13 protein-coding genes, 1 tRNA gene and 1 riboswitch are annotated in these 13009 nt (G+C 66.7%); of the genes, 5 read left to right on the top strand and 9 right to left on the bottom strand.

The window, feature by feature from the left end:
- Position 1 precedes the first annotated feature (1 nt).
- A complete protein-coding gene (locus VKT83_14820; GenBank protein ID HLY23735.1) occupies positions 2 to 1936 on the bottom strand; it encodes an AMP-binding protein in 1935 nt (644 codons plus the stop codon).
- On the bottom strand, positions 1933 to 2742 hold the full coding sequence (locus VKT83_14825) for an ABC transporter ATP-binding protein (protein HLY23736.1): 810 nt from the start codon (positions 2740 to 2742) through the stop codon (positions 1933 to 1935). The genes VKT83_14820 and VKT83_14825 overlap by 4 nt, the downstream gene beginning before the upstream one ends.
- Positions 2743 to 2936: 194 nt before the next feature.
- On the opposite strand from VKT83_14825, the gene VKT83_14830 reads away from it, so the two are divergent.
- Entirely contained in the window at positions 2937 to 4169 is a 1233-nt protein-coding gene (locus VKT83_14830; protein HLY23737.1) for a copper amine oxidase N-terminal domain-containing protein, read from the top strand.
- Between the two features lie 112 nt (positions 4170 to 4281).
- On the opposite strand, the gene VKT83_14835 is transcribed toward VKT83_14830, so the two are convergent.
- Positions 4282 to 4551: a hypothetical protein gene (locus VKT83_14835; GenBank protein HLY23738.1), complete on the bottom strand. Its 270-nt coding sequence runs from the start codon at positions 4549 to 4551 to the stop codon at positions 4282 to 4284.
- Positions 4552 to 4645: 94 nt separating this feature from the next.
- On the opposite strand from VKT83_14835, the gene VKT83_14840 reads away from it, so the two are divergent.
- Positions 4646 to 4721, top strand: a tRNA-Phe gene (locus VKT83_14840).
- A 449-nt stretch (positions 4722 to 5170) separates the two neighbouring features.
- Positions 5171 to 6187 (top strand): methyltransferase, encoded by a 1017-nt coding sequence (locus VKT83_14845; GenBank protein ID HLY23739.1) that lies wholly within the window; start codon positions 5171 to 5173, stop codon positions 6185 to 6187.
- Positions 6188 to 6277: 90 nt separating this feature from the next.
- Here the strand turns inward: VKT83_14845 and VKT83_14850 are convergent, their stop codons facing one another.
- Positions 6278 to 6832, bottom strand: coding sequence for a dihydrofolate reductase family protein (locus tag VKT83_14850; protein ID HLY23740.1), 555 nt, complete (start codon positions 6830 to 6832; stop codon positions 6278 to 6280).
- 32 nt (positions 6833 to 6864) lie between these two features.
- Positions 6865 to 7929, bottom strand: a complete 1065-nt coding sequence (locus VKT83_14855; GenBank protein ID HLY23741.1) for a sensor domain-containing diguanylate cyclase — start codon at positions 7927 to 7929, stop codon at positions 6865 to 6867.
- Between the two features lie 153 nt (positions 7930 to 8082).
- Positions 8083 to 8205: riboswitch (cyclic di-GMP riboswitch) on the bottom strand.
- Positions 8206 to 8522: 317 nt separating this feature from the next.
- Between VKT83_14855 and VKT83_14860 the strand changes: the two genes are divergently transcribed.
- A complete protein-coding gene (locus tag VKT83_14860; GenBank protein HLY23742.1) occupies positions 8523 to 9608 on the top strand; it encodes a membrane dipeptidase in 1086 nt (361 codons plus the stop codon).
- Between the two features lie 10 nt (positions 9609 to 9618).
- On the opposite strand, the gene VKT83_14865 is transcribed toward VKT83_14860, so the two are convergent.
- From VKT83_14865 to VKT83_14875, 3 genes are read right to left on the bottom strand one after another with little or no spacing between them, the layout of a single operon-like run.
- On the bottom strand, positions 9619 to 10224 hold the full coding sequence (locus VKT83_14865) for a cation transporter (protein ID HLY23743.1): 606 nt from the start codon (positions 10222 to 10224) through the stop codon (positions 9619 to 9621).
- Positions 10212 to 10649 (bottom strand): type II toxin-antitoxin system VapC family toxin, encoded by a 438-nt coding sequence (locus tag VKT83_14870; protein HLY23744.1) that lies wholly within the window; start codon positions 10647 to 10649, stop codon positions 10212 to 10214. Before VKT83_14870 ends, VKT83_14865 begins: the two co-directional genes overlap by 13 nt.
- Positions 10627 to 10860: a hypothetical protein gene (locus VKT83_14875; protein ID HLY23745.1), complete on the bottom strand. Its 234-nt coding sequence runs from the start codon at positions 10858 to 10860 to the stop codon at positions 10627 to 10629. The genes VKT83_14870 and VKT83_14875 overlap by 23 nt, the downstream gene beginning before the upstream one ends.
- A 123-nt stretch (positions 10861 to 10983) precedes the next feature.
- On the opposite strand from VKT83_14875, the gene VKT83_14880 reads away from it, so the two are divergent.
- Positions 10984 to 11979, top strand: coding sequence for an aldo/keto reductase (locus VKT83_14880; GenBank protein HLY23746.1), 996 nt, complete (start codon positions 10984 to 10986; stop codon positions 11977 to 11979).
- Between the two features lie 5 nt (positions 11980 to 11984).
- Here the strand turns inward: VKT83_14880 and VKT83_14885 are convergent, their stop codons facing one another.
- Positions 11985 to 12971, bottom strand: a complete 987-nt coding sequence (locus VKT83_14885) for a VWA domain-containing protein (GenBank protein ID HLY23747.1) — start codon at positions 12969 to 12971, stop codon at positions 11985 to 11987.
- Positions 12972 to 13009: the final 38 nt, after the last annotated feature.

A 13009-nucleotide genomic window follows, 5' to 3' on the forward strand; every position in this document is an offset into this window, starting at 1 on the left:
GTCAGGCGCGGGTCGGCGCCGCCGAGACCGGCTCAGGGTCCAGGGTGTGGATCCGCAGCGAGCGGGAGACCTGCGCTTCCCGCCCGTCCTCGTAGCGGACGGTCGCGCGCACCGCGATCTCCGACGCGGCGGGATCGTAGAGCGCCTCGATGATCGGCGCGTACTTCTCGCCGATAAAGCGCCGGCGCACCTTGCGGGTGCGCGTGATCTCCGCGTCGTCCGGGTCCAGCTCTTTGTGGAGGATCACGAAGCGGCGGATGCGGAGCGGCGGGGCGAGCAGCGCGTTCACGCGCCGGACCTCGTCCGCGACCAGGCCGGCGACGCGGGGGTTTTGGGCGAGGTCGGTGTAGCCCGAGTAGGCGACCTGCCGCCGCTGCGCCCAGTTGCCCACGACCTCGGGGTCGATGTTGATCATCGCGGCGACGTACGGGCGCTCGTGCCCGACGGCCACCGCTTCTTTAATGTAGGGACTGAACTTCAGCTTGTTCTCGACGTACTGCGGCGCGAACACCGTGCCGTCCTCGAGGTGCGACACGTCCCTGGCCCGATCGAGGATGACGAGGTGCCCGTCCGGGTCCAGGAGGCCTGCGTCCCCGGTCCGCAGCCACCCGTCCCGCAGCGCTTCCGCCGTCGCCGCCGGGTCGCGGAAGTACCCGGAGAAGAGTCCCGGAGAGGCGATCAGAACTTCGCCGCCGTCGTCGACGCGGAGCCGGACGCCGGGAATCGGCGGGCCCACCGTGTCGGGCTTGACTTGGGTCCCGGGCTGAACAGTCGCCGGGGTGCTGCACTCCGTCATCCCGTAGAGCTGGGTCAGATTCACCCCGATACCGCGGAAGAACTCGAGCACCTCGGGTGCGATCGGCGCGCCCCCGGTGATGGCCACGCGGATGCGGCGGAGGCCGAGCTGGTCCCGCAGCGCCGCGAAGACGAGCGGTTCGCCGACGGCACAGCGCACCCGGTCGGCCGCCGTTGGGCTGCCGCCCTGCAGCGTCGCGCGGGCCGTTCGCATCGCCGCGGCGACGAGCCGGCGGGTGACCCCGCGCTTCAGCCAGTCGGCGTCCTCGATCCTGACCTGGCACTGCGCGAGCAGGCTCTCCCAGATGCGCGGCGGCGCAAACGTCACCGTCGGGCCGATCTCCCGGAAGTCCGCCCGCACCGTCTCCACGCTCTCCGGACAGTTGATCGTCGCACCGCTCAGCAGTGCGACCACCACCGAGAAGAACGTGTCGCCGACCCAGGCCATCGGCAGGTACGCGAGCATTTGGTCCGTCGGCCCGACCGGCACCACCTGGAGGAAGCTCCGGCCGGTCTCGATGAGCGCGCGGTGCGAGAGCATGACGCCTTTTGCGGCGCCGGTCGTTCCGGACGTATAGCTGATCAGCGCGACGTCTTCGGGGCCGAGACCGTCGATGAGCGCGCGAAACGCGGCGGGGCCGCCGCCATCCGCTTCACGGCCGAGCGCGAACACCGTGTCGAGGCCGCGGAGGCCGGGCTCGGCGTAGTGGCGAAGGCCCTTCGGATTCTCGTACAGGAGATGCTCGACCGACGGCAGCTCCCCCCGCACTTCCAGGATCTTGTCGATCTGCTCCTGGTCCTCCGCGACGACGATCCGCGCGCCGGCGTGGGCGATCGCGTACCGGAGCTCGTTCGCGGTCGCGTCCTGATAGACCGGAACCGGGATGCCGCCGAGCGTCTGCGCCGCGAGCATCGCCCAGTAGAGCTCCGGCCGGTTGTCGCCCACGATGGCGAGGCGATCGCCGCGCCCGAAGCCAAGCCGCGCGAACCCCAGGGCGAGGGCGTGCACGCGGTCGAGGCTCTCGGCCCACGTGTAGGACTGCCAGATGCCGTACTCTTTCTCGCGCACGGCGATCCGGCCGCCGCGCTCCTGCGCGTGGGCGAGGAGCAGCGCGGGCAGCGTCGTCATCGCCGCCGTCATCGCACGGCTCCGGCCGCGGGCGCCACCGGCGCCCCGCCGAGATAGGCCCGCAGCACCTCGGGATTGGCGCGGACGTCGTCCGGGGCGCCTTCGGCGATCTTCCTGCCGTGGTCCAGCACGACGACGCGATGCGAGATGTCCATCACGATCCCCATGTCGTGTTCGATCAGCACGATCGCCGGCGCCCACTCGTCGCTGATGTCGAGGATGAACCGGACCATGTCCTCTTTCTCCTCGCGGTTCATCCCGGTCATGGGCTCGTCGAGCAGCAGGACGGTCGGCTCCGCGGCGAGCGCGCGTCCGAGGTCGACGCGCTTGCGCAGCCCGTAGGGGAGCGTTCCCGCCGGGGCCTTGCGGATGTGGGAGATCTCGAGAAAGTCGATGATGCGCTCGGCCGCTTCGCGGTGCCGCAGCTCTTCCCGTTCGCCCCAGCCCCAGTAGATGCCGGCGGCCAGGACCCCCCCGCGCATGTGGATGTGCCGCCCGACGAGGATGTTTTCGAGGACCGTCATGCCGCCGAACAGGGAGACGTTTTGGAAGGTGCGGGCGACGCCGCGGCGGGCGACCTCGTCGGGGGACCGGCCCGTGATCTCCCGGCCGTCGAGGACGATCCGCCCCGCCGCCGGCCGGTAGACCCCGCTGATCGTGTTGAGCAGCGTGGTTTTCCCCGCGCCGTTGGGACCGATCAGGGCGAGGATCTCGCCTCCCCGAACCTCGACGCCGACCCCCGAAAGGGCCGTCACACCGCCGAATCGGACGAGCACGTCCTCTGCTCGAAGCCTCGGACCGCGGTCCCCGTTGAGCATCACGGCTCCGGGTGGAAAGTTGTCACGCCGCGTTCGCCGCATCGCGCCGGGACTCCTGCGCTTTGGGACCCCGGGGTTAGAGCTCCGCCGGGACAGGGTATTGTTCATTGTAAGCACCCCGGGGCTGGTCCCCGGGGTTGTGTGTGCGTCGCTACACCGGTACTGAGTTTCCAATAAGGACGGTGAGAGTACCGATGAATAGAACACGCGCGGTGTGGATCGCCCTCGCCCTGGTGGCGGCGATCTCGGTCGCGGCGCCGATGCCTTCGGGCGCCCAGGGCGTAATCAGGGTGTTTGTCGACGGTCAGCCCGTCAACTTCGACGTGCCTCCGACTGTGATTCAGGGCCGCGTCCTCGTTCCGCTGCGCGGCATCTTCGAGCGGCTGGGCGCGACGGTGGACTACAACGCCGCGAACCAGCACATCCTGGCGGTCCGCGGCGGACAGACCGTCGAGCTGACGGTGGGGTCGCGCCAGGCCGCCGTCAACACCCAGCCGCAGCTGCTGGACGTACCCGCGTTTACGATCAACGGCCGGACGATGGTGCCGCTCCGCTTCATCAGCGAAGCCCTCGGCGCCGGCGTGCAGTGGAACGCGGCCAACGCCACGATCTTGATCAACAGCGGCGGCGGCGCGCCGACCGCCGCGGCACCCCCTGTCACGCCGTCGGGTGAGGTCACCGGGCGGCTGATGGCGGTGACGACCGGACAGAACCCCCAGGTTGTCGTGCGTGCGAACAACCAAGACTACACGTATACCGTAAGTCCGCAGACGGCGATCTACCGATTCAACGCCGCCACGAACGCCGGCGGCTCGGCGCCGCTCGGCGCCCTCCACGCCGGCGATCAGGTTGTAGTCGATGCGAGCGGCAACCAGGCAACCAAGATCACAGCCACCTATCGCGTGGTGCCGGCCGGCCGTATTGCCTCCATCAACGCCGGCAACCGGACGGTCACGCTCGCGAACGGTCAGCGCTACGTTGTGCTGCCCGACGCCGTGATCACGCTGAACGGCCAGGCCGCGGACTTCAGCGCGCTGCAGAACGGCCGGGCGGCGCGTTTCTCCGTGGTGCAGGGAACGAATCAGGCGTACGAGGTCGCCGTGACGACCCCGGCGGCAGCGACGCCGGTGCCGACCGCGCTGACCGCGCCGACGATCACGTCGCCCGGCAACGGGCAGCGGGTCGGGACGAGCGTGACTGTTCAGGGACAGGCCCAGCCCGGCGCGCTGGTCGTCGTGACGGCCCAGCCGCGGCTCCTGGGGCAGGTGGTACGCGTGTCGACAACCGCGAACGCCAACGGGGCGTGGCAGGTGGCGTTGAACCTGACCTCGATTCCGCTGGTGGGCACGCCCTACGTCGTCAGCGCGGCGCAGATCGTGAACGGCGCGCAGTCCGACGCGGCGAGCATCGAAGTGAACGTGCAGTAGCGCTCTTGAGACTCGGTCGGGCCGCCCGCGGGCGGTCCGATCGACCGGTATGAAGAGAGCGGGGCGGGTCCTCAGAGAGGACCCGCCCCGCGGCGCTTATGCTGCGGCGATGCTAGACGGCCTTCTGCAGACTTTCCTGCGCGACTTCTTTGCTGAGATCGCGGATCGCCAGCGTCACCGCGCGGCGCGCGCCTTCATGATCCTGGAGCGCTTCCGCCGGAATCTCGGCCGTTTTGGCGTGCGCGCCCCGCGAGAACTCGACGCCGATGACGCCCTCGCGCGCTTCGCTTACCTTGCCAACGCCGATGTCGTCGCGGCCCGAGCCGGCCACCGCCTCTTCGAGGGTACGACGATACTGTTCCAGATCCTTATCGCGCAACATTCTCCCACCTCCGTCTCCGGTGAGAAGTATTTACCCGCCCTTGCCGCTTTTGCAGAGGGTAGGCTATACTCTGATTCGGCCCGCAAGCGTTTGTGCCGGGGTAGCTCAGGTGGTAGAGCAGGGGACTGAAAATCCCCGTGTCGGCGGTTCGACTCCGTCCCCCGGCACCATCAGAAATACAAGTAGGACAAGGGCTGGTGCTCGATTTCCTGCCGCCACTGGCGGCGGGACGCATGGACGCCCTTCGTGCGTCCCAAATGCTGTAGATATGCTGTACCGTGAAATCTGCACCGCTGGTGCGAACAGATGGCGTGGCACCCGTCACGCCGGACGGTGCTAATACAACGCACCCCCACACGGGACGAGTGAGCACCGGCCGTCTCACGGCAGCGAGAACGCCCACTCGTGTCGCTGTAGCCGGGCCTCCAATTCCGCGACGCGCGCCCCCCGCTCGGCCAGTCGGTCCGAGCAGCCACGCCACGTAGTGTTCGGCGTCATGTTCGAGCAGACCGTTACCCGCGCGCCCTCTCCGCCTCGGACTCGACCAGCGGGGTGTTGATCAGCATCGACGAAATACCACGTTGCTCTCGCAAGTCTGTTGCAGAAAGGGGACGCGACGATGGACACGGGCGACCAGAGGCCGTCCGCTGCGCTTCTGGATTTGGTCAACGGGTTCAGGGTGTCGCAGGCGATCAACGTCGTCGCGACCCTCGGGATCGCCGATCTCTTGAAGAACGGTCCGCGGAGCAGCGATGACCTCGCGGCGGCGACGGGGACCCACGCGGACACGCTGTACAGGCTGCTACGGGCGCTCGCCAGCGTGGGGGTGTTCCGGGAGGAGGCGGACCGCCGCTTCATGCTGACGTCGCTTGGCGAGTGCCTGCGATCCGACGCAGTCGAACCCGTGGGGCCCTATGCGGTTCACATTGGCGAGCCGCGACTGTGGCAAGCGTGGGGGCACCTTCTCGAAAGCGTGCGGACCGGTGAAAACACCTTCCGCCTCGTTCACGGTGTGGACGCGTGGGAGTACCGGCGGCGCAATCCAGAGGCGGGAGCAATTTTCGACCGCGCGATGACGGGGCAGTCGCGCCTCCAGGCGAATGCCGTGCTCAAGGTCTACGACTTCGAGCGGTTCCGGTGCGTGGTTGACGTCGGCGGCGGGCATGGTCTGCTCTTGTCCGCGATCCTCGCCAAACATCGGGCGCTCCGCGGCGTGCTGTTCGATCAGCCCCATGTCGTGTCCGGTGCTGAGCCTGCGCTGCAAGCCGCGGGCATTGCGGATCGTTGCCAGGTCGTTGGAGGAGACTTCTTCGAGGCTGTTCCCGGCGGCGGTGACGCCTACGTGTTGAAGTTCATCCTCCACGACTGGGAGGACGCGCACGCGACGGTCATTCTGCAGTGCTGTCGGCGTTCCATCGCGCCTACCGGGAGGCTCTTAGTCATCGACGCCGAGATCGCCCCCCCGAACGAGGGCTCCAGGAGCAAGTTCCTCGACCTCAGCATGTTGGTGCAATACGGAGCACGAGAGCGCACGCGCGAGGAGTGGGCGGCTCTCTTTGCCGCGTCCGGTTTCCAACTCATTGCCGCGACCCCGACCGAAGCCGGGTTGAGCGTCATCGAGGGCATCCCGGCTTAGCGCCGGAACACCGCCCCCGCCGCAGTGGGTGCGGCCGACCGTGGTCGTCCAGGTCGAGTACAGCCACCGTTCTGGAGGGATGGGGAAGATTCACTGTTTCAAGTAACGAAGCGCAACGCATCCTGACTTAAATGTCTCGGACTCAACAAGTTTTAGTTGTAATCTTTCTTGTAGGCTGCTACCGTCCAACAACCGTCTCCCCTCTCCTACAATTATCGGCTGAACGACAAAATGATATTCATCAACCAGACCGAGCTCTATCAGTTGTGAAGGAATACTTACACCACCGGTCAAAATATTTTTGCCTTGTTCTTTTTTCAATTTGAGTATTTCGTCTTGAAGCTCCGTACGAACAATTCTCGTATTGTTTCCTTCGGCGCTGTCCAATGAGCGGGAAAAAACAATTTTGTTGATGGAGTCAAATGTGTCGGCAAATTCGTTCGTTGCTTTTGTCATAGAGTGGGTCTTTGCGACATCAGGCCAAAACGGAACCATCAATTGATACGTCTTACGCCCAAAGACGAGTAGGTCAACATCTCGCATGAGGTGCGTAAAATATTCATGTATTTCTTCATTACCAATTGTTTTGGTGTGGTCGCAGCAGCCATCTAACGTAATGTTGATTGCGAAGATTACATTTCTCATTTTCGCCTCGGATTGAGCAGCATTGGGAGCGATCAATCCATGACTACGCGGTTACCGCCGGCACGCTTCGCTTGGTACATCGCGCGATCGGCCGCCTCCAACAGGGCATCGGCCAGAGCGTCGGCGGCGACTCCGCTGTTGGAACACGTGGCGACGCCGAAACTCGCCGTGACGCGCGTCAGCTGATTCTCGATATCGGTCATGGCTTGCCGTACCCGCTCCGCGACCAGCGCCGCGTTCCGCTTTCCGGCTTCTGGAAGCAAGAGCACAAACTCGTCTCCGCCGAAGCGGGCAGCCAGGTCCATCTCCCGACATGAGCCCCGCAAGACCGCAGCGACCGCCCGCAGCACCTCATCGCCGTGAAGATGGCCGAACTGGTCGTTGATTTTCTTGAACGCGTCGATTTCCACAAACACGACCGACACCGGGTGTCCCGACCGGCGAGACCGTGCGAGTTCCCGCTCCAGCGCCCGGCGTAGCGTCCTGCGGTTCGCGAGTCCCGTTAGGCCGTCGGTGGCCGCCTGTTCCCGAAGCTGTTCGTGGAGCCGGGCCGCTTCCAGGGCCGCCGCCACATAGCCCGCCACGGCGACGAGCACGTCCAGGTCCGCCTCATCGAATGCCGCCGTTTGGCGGCGCACGGCGCTTAGGATGCCCGTCACGCGGCCGCGGGTCACGAGGGGTGCATAGATGGCGGAACGGGCCCCCGTGTCCCGCCAGCACACCCGTCGATCGGCGGCCAGGTCAGACACGAGCAGGGGTTGGCGGGCGCCGGCCACCGAGCCGTGGACGCCCTTTCCCCGAGGAATCGCGCGCCCCCGGCTACGTGCGCACAGCCCCGAGGCGGCCCTAATGACGAACGCATTCGGATCGTTCTCGTCCACGAGGGCAACGGAGCACGCATCAAACCCGACGTCGTCGCGCAGCGCTCGGAGCGCGTACTGGAGCAGGGCCTGGAGGCCGAGGATCGCGGTGGACTTGCTGGCAAAAGCAGCCAGGAAGGCGACCCTTTTGTCCAGGCCGCCAGAGGCCGATGCGCCGGGCAGCCCGCTGCGCCTGTGCGTGCCGTGCTTCGTGCGGCGGAGAATGGCGTGGGGCATCACAACGCAGGTCCTGCCTGACCATCTGAGCAGTGCGATGAAGCCATGCCGCCCCCTTTGGTGCGGATCGCCGGTCCTGCGTGTCCTGTACCTTCGCAGGTCCTCGCATCTTCAGACCGCAAATAACAAAGCCGAACGACGTGAACGTTCGGCTTCGGCAACCCGGCTGACCCGGCAAAACAGTCCCGGTACTACCGGCTTTGGCAGCCCGGCTGATTGCACGGCGGCCCCGTGGCTTTGCGCCCCCGCGTTACCGCGAGTTTGCCTTTATCCACCGCAGCCTCTCAGCGGTGTCTATCCGCTGTCTCTTTTACAACTCTGGCACAGTGCTCGCGCGCGCTTGCTGCTGCTGTATCTTTGCCACATCGAAGCAAAATCTTAACTTCATTCTAACTTCATCGACGGTTTACTTGTAGATTCGGAGTAAAGTGGGGAGCGGAAAGGAGGTTGCGCAAAAAAAACCATTCGGGGCTCCGCCGGCCGCACGGTGAGGAGAGCGCCGCCCGCTTCGCCCCGCCCTCCGCGTCCCCGCGAAACGCCTTATGATCCTTTCGCTATGATGATCGTACCTTCACTCTTCGAGGGTACTTCATGTGTTGATTGTCGACGCCCACCTCGATCTATCGATGAACGCGCTGCAATGGAACCGCAACCTCCTCAACTCGGTCTACACTATCCGCGCCGACGAAAAGAACACGCCGGGCAAGGGCCGCGGACAGGGCACGGTCGCCTATCCCGAGATGCGCCGCGGACGCGTCGCGCTCAGTTTTGCGACGCTGATCGCGCGGTCGACGGGCCGGCCGGAGCCCCATATCGATTTTGCGAGCACCGCGCAGGCCTTCGGCACCGCTCACGGACAGCTGGCCTACTACCGGGCTCTGGAGCGCCAGGGGCACGTCCGCATCTTGACCGACCTCCGGGGCCTCAGCGCGCATGTCGCGGAGTGGGAGGCGTGGGATGCCGCTCATCCTGAGGACGACGGCAGCGCCACGCCGCCGCTTGGGTTTGTCATCAGTATGGAGAGCGGGGATCCGATCCTCGAGCCGCGCGACCTCGCGGAGTGGCACGCCGCCGGTCTGCGGGCCGTCGGTCTGGCGCACTACGGTCCCGGCCGCTTCGCCGGCGGAACGTCCACCGAGGCGGGTCTTTCAGAGCTCGGCGCGGCGCTCCTCGCCGAGATGAGGCGGCACGGCACGTTGGTGGACCTGACCCACTCGTCCGACGAGGCGTTTTGGGAGACGCTCGACCGCTGGGACGGCCCGGTACTGGCCAGCCACAACAATTGTCGCGCCCTCGTGCCGCACCAGCGGCAGTTCTCCGACGAGCAAATCCGCGCCATCGTGGCGCGCGGCGGGGTGATCGGGGTCGCGTTGGACTGCTGGATGCTGAAGGCCGGGTGGCGGCACGGCGACAGCAACGAAGGCGTCACCCTCCAGGATGTCGTCGCCCACATCGATCATATCTGTCAGGTCGCGGGCAGTGCCCGGCACGCCGCGATCGGCACCGACCTCGACGGCGGATTCGGCCGCGAAGGGTCTCCGCGCGACCTCGACACGATCGCCGATCTCCAGAAGATTCCGGCGCTGCTGGCCGGACGCGGGTACCGGCCCGACGACGTCGCGCCGATCATGCACGGGAACTGGCTGCGGTTCCTGCGCGGCGCGTGGGCGCCGGTGTAGCGCGCTCCGTCTAGGGGCCGGGGGAGACCGCCGCCGCGCTTTCGTGAAGCGCGTGCCGCGCTTCTCTAATGCCGTAGTATACGATGACGAGGGACGCCAGCGGGTCGGCCCACCACCAGCCGGCAAGCGCATTCAGCGCCAACCCGATCAGTACCGCGCCCGCGAGATACGCGTCGACGAGTGTGACGCGCGATTCTGTTCGCAGCACTTCATTGCCCAACCGCTCTCCCGTGACGCGCTTGCCCTGCGCGAGCAGCAGCATGGCGACGAAGGTGGCGGCGGTCCAGACGATCCCGCTCACAGAGGCCGCGGGGTGCGTCTTCGTCAGCACGGTGTAGGCCAGCTGCGACGCGATGTAGACGACGAGCAGCACGAAGGCGATACCGATCAGCCTCAGTGCGGTGCGTTCGCGGTCGAGCCGGATGCCCAAGAGATGCCAGACGACGACCACCGACGCGAAGATCTCGATGAGGGAATCCAGGCCGAAGCCGGCGAGCGCGACGGAACGGGCCGCGTACGCCGCGAAGGCGAGGATGACGACGCCCACCACGTTCCAGCCGAGCGTGGCGTATTCAAGGAGTAATCCCAACCGAGTGAGCTGCGCTACGGTGTCCACAACTGAACCCGCGGAAAGGCTCCGAGATCCCGGTCATTGAGGGTCCACGCCGGCAGTCTCAGGCGGATCGCGAGGGCGGCGACCAGCACATCTTCCAGCGAGCCCTTCCATCCCGGGCCGAGCGCTCCAACCAGCGCGACTGTATCGTCGAAATCGCGTTGAGTCGGAAAGACAATTTCCAGTGCCCTGCGCATGTGTGCGAGAGCGGTTTGCGCAACCGCCGCGCCGGCCTCGCACAACAACCATTTGTAAACCTCGAACATAACGGGAAGGGGAATGATGAGGCGGGTGCGGGCTGCGAGCAATGTGTCAAATCCCGTCCGTGCGATCGCATGGTCGCGATCGGACTGATAGGATAGCGCGATAATAGGTCCGGCGTCGAGGACGATGCCGGACGGGAGCCTATTGCTCGCGTTCGCGGCCAATCGTGCTGTCCTCGGCGCGGTCCCTGGCCCCGGGGCCTGAAGCGCGGCGTACCAGCCCCGCCAGCCGCAGAATGCGGTGCGGGTCGTTGCGCGAAATGAGCGCATCTACCGCCTGTTGAATGACGGAGGAGATCGTCGTCCCGGGACGCGTGCGAACATAGGTGAGGAGCCGGCGATCGAGAGCCTCCGGAAAGTAGATTGTCCGTTTCATGCAACGTCACCCGTGCGGTATCCTACTATATCCTACACAGGGGCGCAAGTTCCGATTCCAAATGGTACGCTGCGAACGGCAAGTGCCTCGGCCCGCAATACCTACCGGTCAGGAGGACCTCGAATGCCACTTTTTTCTAGGACGCTCGGTCGGACCGGACTTGGCGTTTCGGCGCTCGGCCTCGGCTGCATGGGGATGTCCGACGTATATGCGGGACGCGACGACGAGGAGTCGATCGCGACGATTCATCGCGCGTTGGATCTGGGCGTCACGTTCCTCGACACTTCGGACGCGTACGGCGTCGGACGCAACGAGGAGTTGGTCGGCCGGGCGCTCCGCGGGCGGCGGGACGGCGTGGTGCTCGCCACCAAGTTCGGAAATTTGAGGAGCGCCGGCGGCGCCTTTGCCGGCATCAACGGCCGCCCGGAGTACGTCGTGCAGGCCTGCGACGCGAGCCTCCGCCGGCTCGGCATCGATGTGATCGATCTCTACTACCAACACCGGGTCGATCCGAACACGCCCATCGAGGACACCGTTGGCGCGATGGCGCGATTGATCGAGCGGGGGAAGGTACGCTACCTGGGTCTTTCCGAGGCCGCTCCCGCGACGATCCGGCGCGCCCACGCCGTTCATCCGATCACCGCATTGCAGACGGAGTACTCATTGTGGAGCCGCGACGTGGAGCAAGAGATCCTTCCGGCGTGCCGCGAACTCGGCATCGGCTTCGTGCCGTACAGCCCGCTCGGACGCGGCTTCCTCACCGGCCGCTTCCAAAAGTTCGAAGACCTCCCGGCCGGCGATGCGCGCGCGGCCCGGATGCCGCGTTTCCAGGCGGAGAATTTCCAGCGCAACCTCACTCTTCTCAAGCGCGTGCAGAACTTCGCCAAAGAGAAGCGCTGCACGCCGGCCCAACTCGCGCTTGCGTGGGTCCTCGCGCAGGGCGCGGACGTCGTGCCGATTCCCGGGACGAAGCGCCGCGCCTACCTCGAGGAGAACCTCGGCGCCGTCGACGTCGCGCTCACCGCGGACGACCGCGCTCGCATCGCCGAGGCGATCCCGGCGGGCGCCGCCGCCGGCGACCGGTATGATGCGCGGGGGATGCAGGGACTGAATCGGTAGCGGGGTTACGACAGCAGCGGCTGCGACCGTACGGAGAGCGCCACCGCTGCGAGGAGCGCCAGGGCCACCAATGCGCCCACCGCGCCGGTGACCTCGACGGGCTGCACCTTCCAGCCGGCGGCGCGGCTGACCGTACGGTAGATATCCTTCAGCTCTCCGGCGGATGACGCGTGGTGGTACGTGCCGCCGGTCCGGTCCGCGATGGCCTGCAGGGTGGCCTCGTCGAGCGGCCCGCCGATCATGAAGCCGGTCGTCGAGCCGAGCGGCTGGCCGATCCCGACGGTGTACACTGTCACCTGCTGGCGGCGTGCCCACTCCGCGGCGTCGAGCGGGTCGATCCCGCTGTTGTTCTGGCCGTCCGACAGGAGCACCACCACGCCGGGCGGCTTCGAGGCTCCGGATACCGGAGGCGGCGACCCGTCGTGCGGCGGCCGCGTGCGTTCCGGCAGCGCGGCCACGGCCTCGATGAGCCCTTCGCCGATGGCCGTGCGGTGCCTGACGGTGATTCCGTCGATCGCCCCCAAGATGCGGCCGCGGTCCTCCGTGGGAGAGGCGACGAGGACCGCGTCTCCCGCAAACGTCACGAGCCCCACGGGGATCCCGCGCGGCAGACCCGCCACGAATCCCTTGGCGGCGGTCTTCGCGGCTTCCAACCGGGACGGCGTGATATCCTGCGACAGCATGCTGCCGCTGACGTCGATCGACAGCACGATCGCGGATCTGTTGACGGGCTGCGGCATCGGTATCGTGGGCCGGGCAAGGGCAAGCACGGCCGCCCCGATCGCCGCGATGAACACCGCGGCGGCCGTCAGGCGCCGGCGGCGGCCGCGACGATCCGCCGCCGCGACCATCTCGAGCGCGGGAAACGTGATGGACTGCGGCGCGCGGCGGCGCAGCATCCAGGCATAACCCGCGGCGAGTGCCGGAACCAGCAGAAGCCCCCAGAGGAATGCGGGCCAGAGGAACATGAGTCCCGTTACCGTCCCCGTCACGTCAAGGCCGCGACCGCCGCGTCACTTCCATGACTCAA

Source organism: bacterium, from assembly GCA_035308905.1.
In the GTDB taxonomy this organism is placed as follows: Bacteria; Sysuimicrobiota; Sysuimicrobiia; order Sysuimicrobiales; family Segetimicrobiaceae; genus DASSJF01.